Origin of the sequence: Spirillospora sp. CA-294931, assembly GCF_050946795.1 — a bacterium.
Lineage (GTDB): Bacteria > Actinomycetota > Actinomycetes > Streptosporangiales > Streptosporangiaceae > Spirillospora.
In genome coordinates this window covers 3983612-4001098 of record NZ_CP192006.1, presented here as the reverse complement: position 1 = coordinate 4001098, position 17487 = coordinate 3983612, and the positions used below count along the sequence as shown (strand labels likewise).

18 protein-coding genes and 1 pseudogene are annotated in these 17487 nt (G+C 73.6%); 10 read left to right on the top strand and 9 right to left on the bottom strand.

Annotation, left to right across the window (positions count from 1 at the left end):
- Nucleotides 1–125 precede the first annotated feature (125 nt).
- Both ACQPY4_RS17875 and ACQPY4_RS17870 read left to right on the top strand, forming a co-directional pair.
- Nucleotides 126–1103, top strand: coding sequence for a hypothetical protein (locus tag ACQPY4_RS17875; RefSeq protein ID WP_433337723.1), 978 nt, complete (start codon nucleotides 126–128; stop codon nucleotides 1101–1103).
- 100 nt (nucleotides 1104–1203) lie between these two features.
- Nucleotides 1204–1662 (top strand): GNAT family N-acetyltransferase, encoded by a 459-nt coding sequence (locus ACQPY4_RS17870; protein WP_433337721.1) that lies wholly within the window; start codon nucleotides 1204–1206, stop codon nucleotides 1660–1662.
- Between the two features lie 14 nt (nucleotides 1663–1676).
- Here the strand turns inward: ACQPY4_RS17870 and ACQPY4_RS17865 are convergent, their stop codons facing one another.
- The 3 genes from ACQPY4_RS17865 to ACQPY4_RS17855 all read right to left on the bottom strand — a co-directional run bounded on the left by ACQPY4_RS17865 (nucleotide 1677) and on the right by ACQPY4_RS17855 (nucleotide 3900).
- Nucleotides 1677–2861: a cation:proton antiporter gene (locus ACQPY4_RS17865; protein WP_433337719.1), complete on the bottom strand. Its 1185-nt coding sequence runs from the start codon at nucleotides 2859–2861 to the stop codon at nucleotides 1677–1679.
- A 6-nt stretch (nucleotides 2862–2867) separates the two neighbouring features.
- Nucleotides 2868–3350: a cation:proton antiporter regulatory subunit gene (locus ACQPY4_RS17860; RefSeq protein WP_433337717.1), complete on the bottom strand. Its 483-nt coding sequence runs from the start codon at nucleotides 3348–3350 to the stop codon at nucleotides 2868–2870.
- A 70-nt stretch (nucleotides 3351–3420) separates the two neighbouring features.
- On the bottom strand, nucleotides 3421–3900 hold the full coding sequence (locus ACQPY4_RS17855) for a MarR family winged helix-turn-helix transcriptional regulator (protein ID WP_433337715.1): 480 nt from the start codon (nucleotides 3898–3900) through the stop codon (nucleotides 3421–3423).
- A 50-nt stretch (nucleotides 3901–3950) separates the two neighbouring features.
- On the opposite strand from ACQPY4_RS17855, the gene ACQPY4_RS17850 reads away from it, so the two are divergent.
- Nucleotides 3951–4379, top strand: a complete 429-nt coding sequence (locus ACQPY4_RS17850; RefSeq protein ID WP_433337713.1) for a nuclear transport factor 2 family protein — start codon at nucleotides 3951–3953, stop codon at nucleotides 4377–4379.
- On the opposite strand, the gene ACQPY4_RS17845 is transcribed toward ACQPY4_RS17850, so the two are convergent.
- Nucleotides 4337–5029: a DsbA family oxidoreductase gene (locus tag ACQPY4_RS17845; protein WP_433337711.1), complete on the bottom strand. Its 693-nt coding sequence runs from the start codon at nucleotides 5027–5029 to the stop codon at nucleotides 4337–4339. The genes ACQPY4_RS17850 and ACQPY4_RS17845 overlap by 43 nt on opposite strands.
- A gap of 129 nt (nucleotides 5030–5158) precedes the next feature.
- Here ACQPY4_RS17845 and ACQPY4_RS17840 point away from each other — a divergent pair, with 129 nt between their 5' ends.
- Both ACQPY4_RS17840 and bla read left to right on the top strand, forming a co-directional pair.
- Nucleotides 5159–5899 carry an SDR family NAD(P)-dependent oxidoreductase gene (locus ACQPY4_RS17840; protein WP_433337709.1) on the top strand — a complete coding sequence of 247 codons (741 nt, stop codon included), beginning with the start codon at nucleotides 5159–5161 and terminating at the stop codon, nucleotides 5897–5899.
- A gap of 111 nt (nucleotides 5900–6010) precedes the next feature.
- Complete coding sequence (gene bla, locus ACQPY4_RS17835) at nucleotides 6011–6979, top strand: class A beta-lactamase (protein ID WP_433337707.1); 969 nt, start codon at nucleotides 6011–6013, stop codon at nucleotides 6977–6979.
- A 13-nt stretch (nucleotides 6980–6992) separates the two neighbouring features.
- Here the strand turns inward: bla and ACQPY4_RS17830 are convergent, their stop codons facing one another.
- Both ACQPY4_RS17830 and ACQPY4_RS17825 read right to left on the bottom strand, forming a co-directional pair.
- Complete coding sequence (locus ACQPY4_RS17830) at nucleotides 6993–7898, bottom strand: SDR family oxidoreductase (RefSeq protein WP_433337705.1); 906 nt, start codon at nucleotides 7896–7898, stop codon at nucleotides 6993–6995.
- Nucleotides 7895–8497 carry a TetR/AcrR family transcriptional regulator gene (locus ACQPY4_RS17825; RefSeq protein ID WP_433337703.1) on the bottom strand — a complete coding sequence of 201 codons (603 nt, stop codon included), beginning with the start codon at nucleotides 8495–8497 and terminating at the stop codon, nucleotides 7895–7897. The genes ACQPY4_RS17830 and ACQPY4_RS17825 overlap by 4 nt, the downstream gene beginning before the upstream one ends.
- Nucleotides 8498–8631: 134 nt before the next feature.
- Between ACQPY4_RS17825 and ACQPY4_RS17820 the strand changes: the two genes are divergently transcribed.
- The 4 genes and pseudogenes from ACQPY4_RS17820 (at nucleotide 8632) to ACQPY4_RS17805 (ending at nucleotide 13013) form a co-directional block, all read left to right on the top strand.
- Entirely contained in the window at nucleotides 8632–10116 is a 1485-nt protein-coding gene (locus ACQPY4_RS17820; RefSeq protein ID WP_433337701.1) for a carotenoid oxygenase family protein, read from the top strand.
- A 9-nt stretch (nucleotides 10117–10125) separates the two neighbouring features.
- Nucleotides 10126–11310 (top strand): sensor histidine kinase, encoded by a 1185-nt coding sequence (locus tag ACQPY4_RS17815; protein ID WP_433337699.1) that lies wholly within the window; start codon nucleotides 10126–10128, stop codon nucleotides 11308–11310.
- A pseudogene (locus ACQPY4_RS17810) lies at nucleotides 11307–11931 on the top strand (response regulator). The gene ACQPY4_RS17815 and the pseudogene ACQPY4_RS17810 overlap by 4 nt, the downstream one beginning before the upstream one ends.
- Nucleotides 11932–12086: 155 nt before the next feature.
- Nucleotides 12087–13013, top strand: coding sequence for a metal-dependent hydrolase (locus ACQPY4_RS17805; RefSeq protein WP_433337697.1), 927 nt, complete (start codon nucleotides 12087–12089; stop codon nucleotides 13011–13013).
- Here ACQPY4_RS17805 and ACQPY4_RS17800 read toward each other — a convergent pair.
- Both ACQPY4_RS17800 and ACQPY4_RS17795 read right to left on the bottom strand, forming a co-directional pair.
- A complete protein-coding gene (locus tag ACQPY4_RS17800) occupies nucleotides 13007–14179 on the bottom strand; it encodes a serine hydrolase domain-containing protein (protein ID WP_433337695.1) in 1173 nt (390 codons plus the stop codon). The two genes, ACQPY4_RS17805 and ACQPY4_RS17800, sit on opposite strands and share 7 nt — an antisense overlap.
- Nucleotides 14180–14289: 110 nt before the next feature.
- Entirely contained in the window at nucleotides 14290–14859 is a 570-nt protein-coding gene (locus tag ACQPY4_RS17795; RefSeq protein ID WP_433337693.1) for a TetR/AcrR family transcriptional regulator, read from the bottom strand.
- A gap of 72 nt (nucleotides 14860–14931) precedes the next feature.
- On the opposite strand from ACQPY4_RS17795, the gene ACQPY4_RS17790 reads away from it, so the two are divergent.
- On the top strand, nucleotides 14932–16287 hold the full coding sequence (locus tag ACQPY4_RS17790; protein WP_433337691.1) for a flavin monoamine oxidase family protein: 1356 nt from the start codon (nucleotides 14932–14934) through the stop codon (nucleotides 16285–16287).
- On the opposite strand, the gene ACQPY4_RS17785 is transcribed toward ACQPY4_RS17790, so the two are convergent.
- A complete protein-coding gene (locus tag ACQPY4_RS17785) occupies nucleotides 16284–17480 on the bottom strand; it encodes an MFS transporter (protein WP_433337689.1) in 1197 nt (398 codons plus the stop codon). The two genes, ACQPY4_RS17790 and ACQPY4_RS17785, sit on opposite strands and share 4 nt — an antisense overlap.
- Nucleotides 17481–17487: the final 7 nt, after the last annotated feature.

Genomic DNA, 17487 nt, shown 5'->3' with positions numbered 1-17487 from the left:
ATTCCCGTCCGATTCCTGGCGCCACGGGCCTCGGACGACCACCATGACAGCGCCACCGTCACCTCAGCCCCAGCGGAACCTCACGCGAAGGACGTGCCCTCAGCCCCAAGCTCACGGAGAAGCACATGAACCGGTATCTCATTCCCTGCACGGTGACCGCCGCCCTGGCCGGGGTCGCCGTGGGGCTCACCGCGCACGGCGTCCTCGACGATCCCGCACCCGCCGCGGGTCGGGCCCCGTCCCCACGCCCGGCGGCCGCGCACAAGCCCGCGCCGCCCACCCGCCACCTCGCGCTGAACATGCCCGCCGCCGACCACGCGAAGGCGGCCGCGCTGGGCTTCGACCTGTTCGACGTCGGGCCGGACGAGAGCGCGATCAACGCCCTGCCCGCGGGCGCGCAGGCGCTCGTCTGGGCGGGCAACAGCACCTGCGGCGACTTCCAGCTCTCCGGCGACACCTTCGCCACCGCCGTCAGGCGCCTCGCCCGCAACCCGCGCGTCTACGGCTGGTACCTGTCCGACGAGCCCGATCCCCGGCGCTGCCCCGGCATCGCCGGGAAGATCCGCGAGCGCGCCGACCTCATCCACCGGCACGCCCCCGGCCAGAAGGCGTTCGGCATCCTCACCGACTGGCCGATGAAGGCGCTGCGGCCGTCGGAGACCCACCTCGACGTCATCGGCCTCGACCCCTACCCCTGCCGCGCCCGCAAGCCCGGCTGCGACCTGAACACGATCAACGCGATGGTCGGGCAGGCCACCGAGGCCGGGTTCGACAAAAGCAAGATCGTCCCGGTCTTCCAGACGTTCGGCCAGAGCTGCACCGGCGCCGCCGAGAACTGGAGGCTCCCCACCGCCGGCCAGCTCAAGGCCATCCTGAACCGCTGGGACGACGTCCTGCCCCGTCCCGCCTTCGACGTCTCCTACTCCTGGGGCAACCAGCCCCAATGGTCCTGCCCCACGCTCGCCGACGCCGACGGGACCCGCGGCCGCCCCGACCTCCAGGCCGTCATGAAGGCCCACAACACCAGGCCCGCCCCACGCCCGAAGCCGTCTCCCCCCGCCTGCGAAACCACTCGCCCGTCCCGAGGCGCGACCGTAGAGTGATCACATGACCTGGCGATGTTAGAAGTCATCCAGGGCCCGAGGGCCCCCTTTCCTTCCGTTTTCCAGTGCCGGTGAAGCCCGTACGGAACGGAAGGACATCATGGAGATCAGAAGGATTCACGAGGCCGAGGGCGACGAGGTCGGCGGCCTGTGGGACCGGATGTGCCGCGAGATCGAGGACGGCGGCCCGCTCACCGACGAGGGGCGCCGGAACCTGTCGCGGATGCTGGCGATGTCGGCCTGGCACCGCGACGCGTTCTGCTTCGTCGCGGCCGACGCCGGGCGGATCATCGGGTTCGTCAACGGGACGGTCGGCGACGAGGACGGGCTGCTGCCCGGGCTCCTCGGCGAGATCGACTCGCTGTACGTGGTGCCCGAGGAGCGCGGCCGCGGCGTCAGCAGGGAGCTCGCGCTGGCGGCGGTCGGCCTGATGCGCGACCGCGGCGCCCACACCATCCGGTACCTGTCCTGCGCGGACGCGCATGACGATCACCGGTTCTGGCAGGGGCTCGGTTTCGAGGCGGACATGGTCTGCCTGTCCCTGTACCGCGAGGAGTAGCGGCGGGCCGGCCGTCAGCCCGCGGGCTGACGGCCGGCCCGGTCGCGGCGTTCGCGCAGGTGACGGGCCGCCGGTTCGGCCGTCCTGGCCAGGAGCGGGCCCGCGATCGCCAGGATGAGGACGTAGGCGGCGGCCAGCGGGCCCAGGTCGGGGTTGGTGCCCGCGGCGACGGCGAGGCCCGCGATGACGATGTTGAACTCGCCGCGCGGGACGAGCGCGGCACCGGCGCGCAGGCGTCCGGTGGTGGCGACCCCCGCGCGGCGGGCGGCGAGCCAGCCGGTGGCGAGCTTGGTGGCCACGCCCGCCAGCGCGAGCAGGGCGGCGACCGGCAGGACGGGCGGAAGGTCGGCCGGGTCGGTGGTCAGCCCGAAGAAGACGAAGAAGACGGCGGCGAACAGGTCCTTCAGCGGGGCGAGCAGGTCGGCGGCCGAATGGGCGAGCGGACCCGAGACCGCGATCCCCACCAGGAACGCGCCCACGGCCGCCGAGACCTGGAGCTGCTGCGCGATCCCGGCGACCAGGAGGGTCAGCCCGAGGACCTTCAGCAGCAGCACCTCGTCGCTCGGGCTGGCCACGAACCGCTCGACCAGCGCGCCGTGGCGCAGCGCGACGACGAGGATGACGGTGATGGTCGCGGCCGCGATCGCCAGGGTGACCGCGCCCGCGGCCAGCGAGGCGCCCGCCAGCAGCGTGGTGAGGATCGGCAGGTACGCGGCCATCGCCAGGTCCTCGAAGACCAGCACCGACAGGACGGCCGGGGTCTCGCGGTTGCCCAGCCAGCCGAGGTCGCCCACGACCTTGGCGGTGATGCCCGACGAGGTGACGTAGGTGATGCCGCCCATCGCCACGGCCGCGACCGGGCCCCAGCCCAGCAGGAGGGCGGTGGCCACGCCCGGCGCGGCGTTCAGCGCCAGGTCGGCCAGGCCCACGGGCGCCGAGGTCCGCAGTGTGCCGACCAGTTCCTCGGCGGTGTACTCCAGCCCGAGGGTGAACAGCAGCAGGATGACCCCGACCTCGGCGCCGATGGCGACGAAGTCCTCGCTGGCGCCCAGCGGCAGGACGCCGCCGGAGCCGAAGGCCAGCCCGGCCAGCAGATAGAGCGGGATGGGCGAGATCGAGAGCCGTACCGACGCCGCGCCCAGCAGGCCGAGGGCGAGGATGATGGCGCCGAGCTCGATCAGCTGGACGGTCGAGTGCACGCCCCCTCACCCGTCGGCCAGGATGCCGGCGACGGCCGCCGCCCCCTCACCGGTCCCGACCACCACGACGACATCGTCCTCGGCGAAGAGGAAGTCAGGGCGGGGGCTGGCCAGCACCCGGCCCTCGCGGACGACGGCCACGATCGACGCGCCGGTGCGGGTCCGCGCCTGGGTGTCGGCCAGCGGGCGTCCCGCGTACGGCGACCCCGGGGCGATCGGGATCTGCTCGGTCACCAGCCCCTCGACCTGGCGGTGCAGCTCGGCCAGGTGCTCCACGACGCGGCCGGTGCCCAGCAGCTCGGCCACGACGGTGGCCTCCTCACCGCTGAGCGCGACCGTCATCACGCACGTGTCGGGGTCCTCCTTGCTGTAGATGAGCAGGTCACGCTGCCCGGTCCGGTGCGAGATGACCCCGACCCGCCGTCCCCGGGCGGTGGTGAACACGTGCTGGAGCCCAATCCCGGGCAACGCCGTGCGTTCGACGTCCACGCTGACCTCTCCTCTCCTGCGGCCCCGTCATGATCTCAAAGTATGACGAGGTCAGGAGCGGACGTACCCCTCAGCGAGGCGGCCTGACCTCCCTGCGCCGGATCGCGGGGACGCCGCCGAGCTCGTCGAGCATCTCGGTGAGCAGCGCACGGGCCTCGGCCAGGCGTCCCGCGCCGAACCGGGCGGCCAGGCGCTCTTCGAGGGCGGCGCGGGCCCGGCGAGCCGTGGCGACGGCGTCCCGCCCCCGGGGCGTGAGCCGGACCCTGCGGGTGCGGGCGTCGTCCGGATCGGCGAAGCGCTCGGCGTAGCCGAGGCGTTCGAGCTCGACGACGGCCTTGGACGCGCCCTGCTGCGTCATGCCGAGCTTGGCGGCCAGCTCCCCGATGGTCGGCCGCCCGGCGACCAGGTGCTGGAACACGTAGCCGTGCGAGAACCGGAGGTCGCCGAAGCCCCGTCCGGCCAGGTCGTCCTGGACGTGTCCCGACGCGGCGAAGCCCGCGAACAGGGCGAGGGTGCCGGTGTCCAGGTCTTCCGGCTCGACGCGGTCCATGGCCCCATTGTCATATTGACAACCATAGTTGTGCAACTTAGGTTGTCGACATGCCCCAGAATCCCCTTGTCGCGCTGGCCGTCGACTACCACCGCGCCGTGTCCGCCTGGGCCACGGGCGACGAGCTGGCCCGGTTCTTCCACCCGGACGCGCTGCACCGCGAACTGCCCAACGCGCTGTTCCCCGACGGTGCCGTCCGCGACCTGCCGGGGATCCTCGCCGCGGCCGACCGGGGCCGCGAGGCGCTGAAGGACCAGTCCTTCGAGGTCGTCAACGCCGTCGCGGACGGCGACCGGGTGGCGCTGGAGGTCGTGTGGACGGGCACGCTCGCCCGCCCGCTCGGCGACCTCCCCGAAGGGCACGTCCTGCGCGCCCACATCGGAACCTTCCTGGAGTTCCGCGACGGCCTGATCGTCTCCCAGCGCAACTACGACTGCTACGAGGGCGGCGCCGCGGCGCGGGTGAGCAGGTCGTCGTAGATCGCCGGGTCGTCGCGCTCGATGACCGGGAAGCCCGCACCCGGCTTTCCCTCCCAGCGGAGCCGGATGCCGGGGTTGTGGACGTCGGTGCCGTCCGGGAGGAACAGATGCGGACTGCCCTGGACGGCGTCGCCGCGGGAGTTCACCAGGTCGCGCTGGATCGCGGCCCTGGCCGCTCCGGTGAGCAGGGCGGCGTCCAGGGCCTCGGCGTCCACGCCGTCGCAGTTTCGGGCGACGTCGAGGATGACATGGCGCATGGAGATGGTGCGGCTCTCGGCGAACAGCGCGCGGCGCAGGGCGCGGTCGAGGTTCTCGCTCGCCGCCGGGCCCTGGCGCTTGGCGGCCTCGACGGCCTCCAGCGCGAGCAGGACGCTCACCGGCCACTCGTGCGCGGGCGCCTGCCAGACCTGCCACCCGGCGTCCGGCGCCAGCGCCCCCACGACCGGGATCTCGGCGTCCAGCACCAGCTTCGGGGCCGGCTTGTCGTCGATCAGTTCGAGCGCGAACGCGTGGACGTCGAGGGTCACCGCCCCTTCCAGGCCGAGGCGCGCTCGGGTCTCGTGCAGGCGGTGGACGGCCAGGTGCGCCCAAGGGCACGCCAGGTCCGCGTACACGACGATGGTGTGCGGCGGGACCTCGATCGTGGTCATGTCAGCTCCCTCCGGGGGGCGGGTGTTCTGGTTTCTCCTCCCCGTATGCCTCCGCGATATCCGCGGTGGTCGCGCCGCGCGTCCGGTGCTGGAGGATCTTGAGGGTGGGCATGGGCGTAGCCTCGGGCCATGGACGAGCCGATCGGCGTCGCGCTGGTGACGGGCAGCTCGCGGGGGCTGGGGGCCGAGATCGCCCGGCGGCTGGCCGGCGACGGGTTCGCCGTCGCGGTCAACGGGCTGCACGGCACCGACGAGGTCGCCGCCGGCATCCGTGACCGGGGCGGTGTCGCGGGGTCGTTCCCCGCCGACGTCACCGACGAGGACGCGGTCGCCGGGCTCGTGGACGCGGTCACCGGCGCGCTGGGCCCCGTCGGCGTGCTCGTGCTCAACGCCACCGGGCCGCAGCCCGAGGCGCCGCTCGACCGCGTCGGCTGGGACGACCACCTGGCTCAGCTCGATTTCTTCGTCAGGAGCCCGGTCCTGCTGGGCCGCGCCGTCATCCCGGGAATGCGGCGACGCGGGCATGGGCGGATCATCCATATCGACTCCGAGGTCGCCGACCGCCCTCCCCCGGGCCGATCGGCGTACGCGGCGGCCAAGAGCGCCCAGATCGGGCTCACCCGGGCGTGGGCCCGCGAGCTGGCCCCGGACGGCATCACCGTGAACACCGTCGCTCCCGGGTTCGTCCCGGTGGAGCGGCACGCCGACGTCCCCGACGAGGTGGTGCGGGCCTACCGCGCGTCGGTTCCGGCGGGCCGGATGGGCACGCCCGCCGACATCGCCCACGCCGTGAGCTTCCTCGCGTCCGGCGGAGCCGGGTTCATCACCGGCCAGCGCCTCGTTGTCGACGGTGGGCGCGGCCTTGCCTGACCTGCGTTCATAGGAAAATACCTATGGGTGTGACGGCCATATCAATATTGGACACGAGGGCCGGGACTCTGGTCTGCTCTCTCCGTCGAAGATCACCCATGAGGAGGCAGGATGCAGCACCCACGTTCCCGGCGGATCGGCGCTGGGCTGGGGATGGCCGCGGTGGCGGCCGCGGCGCTCTTCACCGGCGCCTGCGGCTCGGGCCCGTCGGCCGACGCCGCCCGCAGCGGCGACGGCACCCGGCTGACCGCCGTCGCCACGCCCGCCGAGGTCGATGTCCGCCGCGAGTTGCGCGGGCTGGAGACGTCCTACAAGGGACGGATCGGCGCCTACGCGATCGACACCGGCACCGGCCGGACGGTCGGCTATCGGGGGCACGAGCGCTTCCCCAGCAACTCCACCTTCAAGGCGCCCCTGTGCGGCGCGGTCCTGCACAAGGCCCGCACCACCGACCCGGGCCTGATGGGGCGCACGCTGCGCTGGACGAAGGAGGACCTGGTCGAGCACTCCCCCGTGACCGGTCTGGAGACCAACCTCAAGAACGGGCTGAACCCGGCGCAACTGTGCCACGCGACCGTCACCGTCAGCGACAACACGGCCGCGAACCTACTGCTCGAGCAGATCGGCGGACCGTCCGGGATGACGCGGTACTACCGCTCCCTCGGCGACCCGGTCGGGCGGCTCGACCGGACGGAGACCGCGCTCAACGACTGGAAGCCGGGCGAGAAGCGCGACACGATCATGCCCGCGTTCATGGCCTCCGACCTGCGCGCCCTCACGCTGGGCGGCGCGCTGGTGCCCGAGGATCGCGGGCGGCTCAACGCGTGGCTGCGGGCGACCTCGACCAGCGCCAAGCGCATTCGCGCGGGTCTCCCCAAGGACTGGACGGTCGGCGACAAGACCGGGACGGGCGGCCCGCACTCGGGTGCCCACGACATCGCGGTCGTGTGGCCGACGTCGGGCGCGCCGCTGATCATCGCGGTCTACACCCACCGGAACGCGGCGACCCCGGAGTACGACGAGAGCGTCATCGCCAAGACCGCCACCGTGCTGGCGCGGGGGCTGGGCCGGCTGCCCTGACCCGTGCCGCCGGTCAGAGGGGGTCGCCGAGCGGGCCGTACTCGTCCTCCAAGGCGCTGGCCCAGTGGGCGGCGAAGTCGGGGCGCGTCCCGTCGGCGTCGGTGAAGCCGTACTCCTCGTAGAGGCCCCAGGTCGCCAGGGCCCGCCCGGTCTTGGCCATCACGGCGGGGTCGGCGGCCAGGGCGGCGACGGCGCGGCCGAGGTAGGCCGGGGTCTCGGAGTGGGCGAAGTTGGGGTCCTTGGCCACCGCGTCGCGCCAGCTCGCCTCGGTGACCCCGAAGTGCTCCAGCACGGCCTCCGAGCGCAGGAAGCCGGGCGTGAGCGCCACGGCCGCGACGCCGTGCGGCTTCAGCTCGGCGGCCTGGGCGACGGCGAGCCGGATCACGGTCGACTTGGCCAGGTCGTAGAAGAACGACCCCCGGTACCTGGCGGTGTTGCCGTCGGTGACCTCCACGACCAGGCCGCTCCCCCGGGCGACCATCAGCGGGAGCGCGTACCGGCTGGTGATGACGTGGGTCTCGACCGCCCGGCGCAGCAGCCGGAGGCCGGTGTCCAGGTCCTGCTCCCACAGGGGGCTCTCCCAGTCGGTCAGCGCGTCGCCGCCCCAGACCGAGTTGACCAGGACGTCGAGCCGGCCGTCCCGCTCGGCCGCGATCCGGTCGACCAGGGCGCGGACCTCGTCCGGGTCGCTGTGGTCGGTGCGGACGGCAACGCCGGTGCCGCCCGCCTCGGTGACGCGCTCGGCGGTCTCCTCGATGGTCTCGGGACGGTCCAGGTCCGAGCGCGACGGGCCGCTGCTGCGGCCGGTGACGTACACGGTGGCCCCCGCTGCGCCGAGTTCGACCGCGATGCCGCGTCCGCCGCCCCGGGTGGCCCCCGCGACCAGGGCGATCTTCCCGGCGAGGTTTCCTTCGGTCATGATTCCTCCGTGTCGCTGATGTGCGGGGCGAGGACGCCTCCGAGCTCGTGGCGCAGCCGTTCGGGCAGCGTCCCCCGCCGGTCGAGGGCCCAGGTCAGGCCGGTGCCGGCGATCATCGCCTGGACGGACCCGGCCAGCCCGGCGGTGTCGGTTCCCGGGCGCAGCTCGCCGCCGGTGACGGCCTCGGCCAGCAGCGCCTCGAACGCCGCGCGGACCGCCCGCTGGACGGCGGCCGCCGGCTCGTAGAGCTCGGGGTCGGTGAGGTCGAGACACAGGAACGCCAGATGGTTGGCGAACCTCTCCGGCGTGTCCATCGGGGCCATCGTCTCCTCGGCCAGGGCGAGCAGCGCCGCCACCGCGGACTCGTGCTCGCCCCGGACGCGTTCGCTCAGCTCCCGGGCGTCGCCCACCGACCGCTCGGCCAGCGCGAGCAGCAGGCCGTGCTTGGACCCGAAGCGCTGGACGAGCGTGCCGGGCACCAGCCCCACCTCGCCCGCCACGGCGGCCAGAGTGAGTTTCGCGGGCCCGACGCGGCCGATCACCTCGACCGCGGCCCGCAGGATCGCGGCGTCGTCCACCCCGCGCGGTCGTCCCGCCATGCCGCATCCTCCCGATAAATGAACGTTCATTTATTAAACCAGGCACCGGCTCCGGGTGTCCATCGTTCGGTGGACAGCCATATTCAGCAGTTCGGGCGTCGCGCGCGGGGCGGTGTTTCGCGGACGATCCTCGTATGAGCGAAATCGCCGAAGCAAGGGCCGTCCACGAGGGGAACGAGAGCCCCTACCTCCAGGGGAACTTCGCCCCCGTGCGGAAGGAGACCACCGCGACCGCGCTGGAGGTGACCGGAACGATCCCCGGCCATCTCGACGGCCGCTACCTCAAGATCGGGCCGAACCCCCTGGGCGACCCCGATCCCGAGCGCTACGAATGGTTCCTCGGCGCGGGCATGGTGCACGGGCTGCGAATCCGCGACGGGCACGCCGAGTGGTATCGCAACCGGTGGGTCCGCTCCGGCGAGGTGGCGCGCGCCCTCGGCGAGCGCCCCCGGCGGGGGCCGCAGCTGGGCGGGTTCGACTTCGCCGCCAACACCAACGTGATCGGCCTGGGCGACCGGACGTTCGCCATCACCGAGGGCGGGGCGCGGCCCCAGGAACTCAGCCAGGAACTGGAGACCATCGGCCCGTCGGACTTCTGCGGGACGCTGCGCGGCGGCTACACCGCCCATCCCAAGCGCGATCCCGCCACCGGGGACCTGCACGCGGTCTCTTACAGCCCGTTCCACGGCAACCGCGTCCAGTACACCGTGACCGGCGTCGACGGCAGGGTGCGGCGCGCGGTCGACATCCCGATGCGCACCGGGACGATGATGCACGACTTCTCGCTCACCGAGCGGCACGTGATCATCTATGACCTGCCCGTCGTGCTCGACCTGTCGATGCTCGCCCGGGCCCGGGCGGGACGCGCCGCCGGGGCGCTGCTCACCCGCGTCGCCGCCGCGCACCCGCTGCCCGGGCCGCTGGAGAGGGCCGCCATGCGCGCGTCCTCCCGGGGCAGGAGCCCGTCCAGGCTGCCCTACCGGTGGGACCCGGCGCACCGGCCGCGCGTCGGCGTCATGCCCAGGGACGGAGGCCCCGCCCACCTGCGCTGGTACGACGTCGAGCCGTGCTACGTGTACCACCCGCTCAACGCCTACGAGGACGGCGAGCGGATCGTCCTGGAGGTCGCCCGGCACGAGAAGGTGTTCGTCCGGGGCGCCGCCGACCCCATCGTCGCGCCGCCGACGCTGGACCGCTGGACGATCGACCGGGCGGCCGGGAGCGTCAAGGAGGAGCGGCTGGACGACCGGGGCCAGGAGTTCCCCCGGGTCGACGAGCGCCTGGTCGGCAGGCGCCACCGCTACGGGTACACCGTCGGGGGGCTCACGGCCGAGAGCACCGCGCCGCAGGCGCTGATCAAGCACGACCTCCGGCGCGGGACGTCGGAGACCGTGGCGTTCGGCGCGGGCCGCGAGCCCGGCGAGTTCGTGTTCGTCCCCTCCTGCGGCGACGCGGCCGAGGACGACGGCGTGGTCATGGGGTTCGTCTACGACGCCGCGTCCGACCGCAGCGACCTGGTCCTGCTGGACGCCGCGAGCCTGGAGACCGTCGCGACCGTGCACCTCCCGGTGCGCGTCCCGCACGGGTTCCACGGCAACTGGGTGCCGGCCGCGGGTTAGGGTCGGCCCGTGAGGACTCTGGTGCCGCGCCGGAGGACCGTCGGATGGTCCGACTGGTTCTGGCTGTGGGACGTCTACATCCTCGGCGGCTGCGCCGTGACCGTCGCCGTGGTCTTCATCCTCGACGACCAGGTGCGGGGTGAGCCCCTCGGCGCCGCGGCGGCCCTGACCGCGCTGGGGGCGATGGCCGCCGCCTTCGGCCGGAGCATGATGGCCGAGCGGCGCGGCGGGCCGCTCCCGTGGCTGTTCCTCACGGGGATCGCGGGTCTCCTGGCGACCGCGCTGGCCTTCTCCCCCGCGAGCATCGCGGCGCTGCCCGTCCTGTACCCGCTGGTGTTCATGTCGCTGCGGCTGCGCAGCGCGGTCGTGGTCACCTCGCTGGTCAACCTGATCCCGGCGGCCGTCGTGGCGGCCCGCGAGGGGGTGGGCGGCTCCGGCTTCGCGACGGTGGCCGCGCTGACCCTCCTCGGGCTGGTCTTCAGCCCGCTGCTCGGCGTCTTCATCACCCGGACGGTCGAGCAGAGCGTGGAACGGGCGGCGCTGCTGCGCGAGCTGGCCGAGAGCCGGGCGCAGGTCGCCCTGCTGTCGCGCGAGGCGGGCGCCGCCGCCGAGCGGGCGCGGCTGGCGCGCGAGATCCACGACACGCTGGCGCAGGGGTTCACCAGCATCGTCACCCTCGCCCAGGCGATCGAGTCCGAGCTCGGGACCGACCCGGACGCCGCACACCGTCATGTCGAGCTCGTCCAGCGCACCGCCCGCGACAACCTGGCCGAGGCGCGGGCCATGGTCGAGGAGCTGACGCCGTCCGCGCTGGACGCGGGCTCGCTGGTCGACTCGATCCGGCGCCAGGGCGACCGGCTCGCCGACGAGACCGGCATCGCCGTCACCGTCAGCGCCGGGCCGGAGTGTCCCGGGCTGGACCGGGCCGGGGAGGTCGTCCTGCTGCGGGCGGCCCAGGAGGCGTTCGCCAACGTCCGCAAGCACTCCGGGGCGGCGGCGGTCACCGTCGACGTCCGCGGGACGGGCGGCGGCGTGCGGCTGCTGGTGACCGACGACGGCCGGGGCTTCGACGACGGGGGCCACGGGTTCGGGCTGCGCGGGATGCGGGACAGGGTCGAACAGGTCGGCGGCCGCGTGTCCGTGCGCAGCCGCCCCGGATCGGGAACGGCCGTCGAGGTCGAGGTGCCCGCATGATCGACGTGCTGCTGGTCGACGACCACCCGGTCGTGCGCGAGGGGCCTGCGGGCCATCGTCGACGCCGAGCCCGACCTGCGGGTCGTCGGCGAGGCGGGCTCGGGCGCCGAGGCCGTCGCGCTCACCGCGGAGCTGGCGCCGGACGTCGTCCTGATGGACCTGCGCATGCCCGGGATCGACGGCGTCGCCGCCACCGAGCGGATCCTCGCCGGCGGCTCCCGCTCGCGGATCGTGGTCGTCACCACCTACGAGACCGACGCCGACATCCTGCGCGCCGTGGAGGCGGGCGCTGCGGGCTACCTGCTCAAGGACGCCTCACGCGCCGACCTCGCCAGCGCCATCCGCGCCGCCGCCCGGGGCGAGACGGTGCTGGCCCCCTCGGTCGCCGGACGCCTGGCCCGCCGCGTCCGCGAGCCCGCCACCACCCGGCTGTCTGCCCGCGAGGTCGAGGTGCTCGGCCTGGTCGCCCGGGGCGGCACCAACGCCGAGATCGGCCGCGAGCTCCACATCAGCGAGGCCACCGTCAAGACCCACCTCCTGCGCGCCTTCGCCAAACTGGAGGTCTCCGACCGCACCGCCGCCGTCACCACGGCCATGGCCCGCGGCCTCCTCCAGCCGTAAAGCGCTGGCACCGATATAGCAAAACCGCCGTCCCGGCGCCGCATTTGGGAAAACAAGCATCCGGGGCGGGTCTTTTGTCATTCCGGTCGATAGTGGTGAATTGCCCGCCGCGAATATCTTTGCGCCTGAGCAGGTCAGAGCGTATGGAGGAAGCGATGGCGGGGGCGTCAGAGGTCGGCGACGGCATCACGGAAATCGATGAACGGCATCCGCCGATCAGGGCGAGAAGGGTCAGCTTCGACTGGAACTCGACGCCGCTGCACTGGATTCCCGACGCACCGGTCGCGACGCATTTGGTCAACTATTTCCAAATTTTGCTGACGACCGGCGAGAAATGGTTCGTCCAATGCGTACAGGACGCCAGGCCGCTGCTCTCGGACCCGACGCTGGAGGCCGAGATCAGGGGCTTCATCGGCCAGGAGACCGTGCACGCGCGCAGCCACCAGGGCGTCCTGGACGATCTGCTGGCCCGCAACGGGATCCAGACCGGCGCGTTCACCGAGGAGGCGCACGCCAAGCTCGACGAGCGGGCCCGGCAGATGCGCGACCTGGCCCGCGACGCCCCGCGCGGGTTCCGGCGGCGGCTGCTGTTCGAGTTGGGCGCGGTGAGCGCGATCGAGCACTACACCGCGGTGCTCGGCCAGTGGCTGATCGAGAACGAGGCGCTGGACGCCTGCGGCGCCGACCCGACGATGCTGGACCTGTTCCGCTGGCACGGCGCCGAGGAGGTCGAGCACCGCTCGGTGGTGTTCGACGTCTACGAGGCGCTCGGCGGCGGCTACCCCCGCCGGGCCGTCTCGTGGGCCGTGGCGGTGGCGCTGCTGTCGTACGCGCTGACGCGGGGGACGTTCGCGCTGCTGCGCCAGGACCCGACGATCACGCGGCCGGTCACGGTCCGCCGGGTGCTGCGCTCGTATCGCCGGTCGGTGCGCAAGCGGCAGATCCCGGGGATGGCGTGGCTGTTCCTGCGCGAGGGCCTGGTCTATCTGAGGCCCTCGCACCACCCGTCGCAGGTGTGCTCGACGCGGGTCGCGCTGGACTACCTCAGCCGTTCCCCGGCGGCCCTGGCGGCCGGTCACTGACCGCAGAGGGCATGGTCGATGAGCGTGGTGGCGGCCTTCAGCTGCGCGAGCTTGCCCTCCTGGGTGCCGGGCTGGGTCGGGAGCATGATCTCGACGCCGGCGCGGCCGTCGGGAGTGACCGAGTTGACGCTGGCCACCCCGAACATGCTGCCGCCGTGGTACCAGGCCCAGCCGCCGCAGGGAAGCCTGCGCTTGGCCAGGCCGAGGCCGTACCCGGCGTCCTTGTAGAGGACCGCCCACGGCTCGGCCGGGACGGTCCCGCGCATCTCGGCCAGCTCGGCGGGGCGCAGCAGCTTCCCGCCGAGCAGGGCCCGGAAGAACCGGTTGACGTCGGAGGTGGTGCTGATCGTGGCGCCGTCGGCGTGGCCGTCGGACATGATCGAGACGTCGACCAGCGGGCCGCCGGGCTTGAACCGCTCGTAGAAGGTCGCGCGCGGGCGGGGAACGTAGGCCGAGGATCCCGGGTTGTAGGTGTCCTTCAGGCCGAGCGGCGCGATGATCCGCTCGTGGACCTCGTGCTCCCAGGGGTTCCCGGTCGCCTTCTGGATGATCATCCCGGCGAGGATGTAGTTGGTGTTGGAGTACTCCCATTTGCCGCGTCCCTGCGGCTGCCAGGGCTTGAAGCTGGGCGCGTGCCGCATGGCCATCCGCACGAGCCGCTCGGGCTGGTAGGAGCGGAAGCGGACGCGCCGGTAGGTCTCGGGAGTGTGGTCGATGTCCTGCGGCAGGTAGTAGCTGTAGTCGTAGAGGCCGCTGGTGTGCTGGAGCAGGCGCCGGACGGAGATCTTGCGGCCGTCGTTGCCGTTGCCCTTGACCAGACCGGGCAGCCAGCGCTCCACGGGGTCGTCCAGGCGGACCTTGCCCTCGCCCACGAGCTGGAGGAGGACGGTCGCGACGAAGGTCTTGGTGTTGCTCCCGATCCGGTAGTAGGCGTCCCAGGGGACGGGCTCCCGGGTGCCGAGATCGGCGACACCGCTGCGGACCTTCCGGACGCGGTCGCCCGTGCTCACCTCGGCCAGCACCCCGGTGGTGCCGGTGTCGCGGATCGCGTCGGCGTCGCGCTGCAGGACGTCCGTGCCGTTCTCGGCGGCGACCGCGACTCCGGCGGCCACCAGGGCGGCGGCCCCGGCCGCCGCGGCGGCGGCCCGCACCATTCCCTTGATCATGTGTTTCCCTCCGTCGCGATGATCAGCAACGTTAGGAACCCGGGGACGCAGGGACGATCAGGGTCGCTCCAAGGTCGGAGGTAGGGCAGGCCCCACCCCCCGCGCGCGGATCAGAGGCCGAGCGGGGCCAGCAGCGCGTCCACCGCGCGCTCGCGGCGGGCCCGCGACCAGGGCTCCGTCTCCTCGAAGGCCACCATGACCAGCCCGGAGATCACGACGTCGAGCGCGTCGACCACCGAGCCGGGGTCGGCGGGAGCGGGGTCGAGGGCGTGCACCAGCCGCCGCAGCAGCGCGTCCCACCATCGGTTGAAGGCGTCGAGCTCCGCGCGGACGACCGGCTCGGACCGGGCCCCGACGACGATGGCCAGCCAGAGCCGGTGGGCCCGCTCGCCCGCCCCGAGCACCGACCATCGGACGACGGCGCGCAGGGCCTCGCCGGGCTCGCGGCCGTGCGTCTCGGCCTCCAGGCGCCCGCGCTGCACATCGAGCGCGCGCCGCACGGCGGTGCGGACGAGCTCGTCCCGGCCGCTGACGTAGTGGGTCACCGCCGAGGTGGACGCGCCCGCGCGGGCCGCGACCGCGCGGATGGTCACCTCGGCGAACCCGCGCTCGGCGGCGATCGCCGACACGGCCTCGGCGATGGCGGCGCGGCGTCCGTCGTGGTCGACCTGTCGGGGCACCCGCCCACTGTTGCAAAAGGACCCGCGTTATGCAACGTTTGTTTTACAACGGGTGTTTCAGAACGGGGGACCATGGAGCGCACGGACGTGGCGATCGTCGGCGCCGGATACGCGGGGCTGTGCGCCGCGCGCCGCCTGCGCGCCGCCGGGCTGGGCGTCGCCGTCCTGGAGGCGAGCGGCCGGGTCGGCGGCCGGACCCGGACCGAGCGTCTCACCGGCGGCTGGGCGGTCGACCTCGGCGGCCAGTGGATGTCGGCCGGGCACACCCGGTTCGCCGCCCTGGCCGAGGCTTACGGGAGCGCCGCCTTCCCCACGCCGTCCGAGGGCGCCGACCTGTTCGTCACCGCGTCCTCGCGCCGCCGCCACACCCGCTCCGTCCCACCGCTGGCCCCGCACGCCCTCGCGGCGCTGGGCCTTGCCGCCTGGCGGCTCGACCGGCTGTCCCGGCGCGTCGACCCCGAGCGCCCGTGGGACGCCCCCGGCGCGGACCGCCTCGACTCCGTCACGGTGGCCACCTGGCTGCGCCGGGCCCTTCCTGTCCCCAGGGCCCGGCGCTTTTCCGAACTGCTGCTCGGCGAGGAGTTGTGCGTCGAGGTCGCGGGCGTGTCGCTGCTCGCGCTGCTCACCGCCGTCCGGGCGGCCGGAGGTGTCCGGGCGGGCGCCGAGGACGAGAGCGGCGCGCGCCTGCTGGTCGAGGGCGCCGACGCCCCCGCGCTGTCCATCGCCGCCGAACTCGGCGGCGACCTGCGCTTGGACGCCCCGGTGACCGCGATCCACCACACCGACGACGGCGTGCGCCTCACCGGCCCGGCCGGGACGGTCGAGGCCCGGCGCGCGATCGTCGCCGTCCCTCCCCCGCTGGCCGGGCGCATCGCCTACGACCCGCCGATGCCCGCCGTCCGCGACCACCTCACCCAGCGGACGCCGATGGGCTCGGTGCTCAAGCTCGCCGCCGCCTACGAGCGCCCCTTCTGGCGCGACGACGGGCTGTCGGGCCGGGCGCTGAGCATGGACGGCCCGATCCCGATGGCGTTCGACGTCTCCCGTCCGGACGGCCCCGGGCTGCTGTGCGCGCTCGTCCCCGGCCGGGCGGCCCAGCGCCTGGCCGACCTGCCCGCGTCCGAGCGCCGCGAGCGCGCCGTCGCCGAGCTCGTCCGCTGGTACGGCCCGCGCGCGGCCGAGCCGATCGCGTGGCACGAGGCGATGTGGGCCGACGACCCCCACTGCCGGGGCGGCTACGCGGCCTACTTCCCGCCCGGCGTCCTCACCAGCGTCGGCCGGGCCCTGCGCGAACCGGTGGGCGCGATCCACTGGGCCGGTACCGAAACGGCCACCCGATTCGCGGGCCACATCGAAGGCGCCATCCGCTCCGGCGAACACGCCGCCGACGAGGTCCTGACCACCCTCGGAACCCGCGTCGTCGGCTAAGCATGGCGCAGCGGGCGCCAGGCCGCCGCCGCGACCAGCAGGGTCACGCCCCCCGCGATCCAGAACGGGGCGCTGACCGTGAGGGCGCTCGCCAGCAGCCCGCCCAGCAGCATCCCCACCGCCGCGCCGGAGAAGTCGATCAGCGAGTAGGCGCTGCCGACCCGTCCGAGCAGCCTGTCCGGCGTCGCGCGCTGCCGGACCGTGGTGGCGATCACTCCCCAGACCATCGTGTGGACGCCGAACACCACCAGGATCGCGGCGGCGACCCAGGCGTTCCGGGTGGACGCCAGCGTCAGGTGCGTGGCCGCCTCCAGCAGCAGACCCGCCCGCAGCAGGGCCGTGGCACCGAACCGCCGTTCGAGCCCGCGCGCGAGGCCGGTGCCGACCAGTCCCCCGACGCCGAACGTGGTGAGCAGGAGCCCGTAGCCGACCTCCGACAGGCCCAGCACGTCGCGGGCGTAGAGCACGAAGGCGGCGAACGCCCCGCAGAAGGCCACGTTGGCCACGCCCATCGAGACCGCGAGCGTGCGCAGGAGGCGGTGGGACCACAGCCATCGGACGCCCTCGGCGATCTCGGCGCGCACGGACCGTCCGGACGGCGGCGGCGGGTCCTCGGCGGGCCGCATCGAGGCGACCAGGACGGCGGCCACCACGAAGGTGACGGCGTTGAACCCGAACGGGACCGCCGCCGCGACCACGAAGAGCCCGGCGCCCAGCGGCTTGGCCAGGAACTGGTTGCCGACGGTGAAGGTGGCCGTCAGCAGCGCGTTGGCCGACGCCAGCCGCTCGGGCGGCACGATGGCCGGCAGCCGGGCCACCGAGGCGGTGTCGGCGAGCGTCTCGCCGGTGCCGAGCAGGAAGAGGGCCGCATACAGCAGCGGGACGCTCACCGCGTCGGCGGCGATCAGCATCGACAGCCCGGCCAGCGTCGCGGCGCGCGCCAGGTTGACCGTCCAGATCAGCCCGCGGCGGTCGACCCGATCGACGTACGCGCCGCTGACCAGTGCGAACAGCAACCACGGCAGGGTCTGGACGAACGCGGCGCCCGCCACGAGCGCCGGGTCGCGGGTCAGCGTGGCGGCGAGCAGCGGTCCGGCGACCGCGGTGACGCCGTCGCCGAGGTTGGAGACGGCCGAGGCCGTCCAGAGCTTGGGAAAGTCCGCGCCGAAGCGCGCGGAACCGAGGGTACGCAAAGGAGAA

Excerpts from the sequence above, each read along its gene's own strand:
- ACQPY4_RS17875 (WP_433337723.1), top strand. The coding sequence starts at position 126 with ATGAACCGGTATCTCATTCCCTGCACGGTGACCGCCGCCCTGGCCGGG.
- ACQPY4_RS17870 (WP_433337721.1), top strand. The coding sequence starts at position 1,204 with ATGGAGATCAGAAGGATTCACGAGGCCGAGGGCGACGAGGTCGGCGGC.
- ACQPY4_RS17855 (WP_433337715.1), bottom strand. The coding sequence starts at position 3,900 with ATGGACCGCGTCGAGCCGGAAGACCTGGACACCGGCACCCTCGCCCTG.
- ACQPY4_RS17850 (WP_433337713.1), top strand. The coding sequence starts at position 3,951 with ATGCCCCAGAATCCCCTTGTCGCGCTGGCCGTCGACTACCACCGCGCC.
- ACQPY4_RS17845 (WP_433337711.1), bottom strand. The coding sequence starts at position 5,029 with ATGACCACGATCGAGGTCCCGCCGCACACCATCGTCGTGTACGCGGAC.
- ACQPY4_RS17840 (WP_433337709.1), top strand. The coding sequence starts at position 5,159 with ATGGACGAGCCGATCGGCGTCGCGCTGGTGACGGGCAGCTCGCGGGGG.
- bla (WP_433337707.1), top strand. The coding sequence starts at position 6,011 with ATGCAGCACCCACGTTCCCGGCGGATCGGCGCTGGGCTGGGGATGGCC.
- ACQPY4_RS17830 (WP_433337705.1), bottom strand. The coding sequence starts at position 7,898 with ATGACCGAAGGAAACCTCGCCGGGAAGATCGCCCTGGTCGCGGGGGCC.
- ACQPY4_RS17825 (WP_433337703.1), bottom strand. The coding sequence starts at position 8,497 with ATGGCGGGACGACCGCGCGGGGTGGACGACGCCGCGATCCTGCGGGCC.
- ACQPY4_RS17820 (WP_433337701.1), top strand. The coding sequence starts at position 8,632 with ATGAGCGAAATCGCCGAAGCAAGGGCCGTCCACGAGGGGAACGAGAGC.
- ACQPY4_RS17805 (WP_433337697.1), top strand. The coding sequence starts at position 12,087 with ATGGCGGGGGCGTCAGAGGTCGGCGACGGCATCACGGAAATCGATGAA.
- ACQPY4_RS17800 (WP_433337695.1), bottom strand. The coding sequence starts at position 14,179 with ATGATCAAGGGAATGGTGCGGGCCGCCGCCGCGGCGGCCGGGGCCGCC.
- ACQPY4_RS17790 (WP_433337691.1), top strand. The coding sequence starts at position 14,932 with ATGGAGCGCACGGACGTGGCGATCGTCGGCGCCGGATACGCGGGGCTG.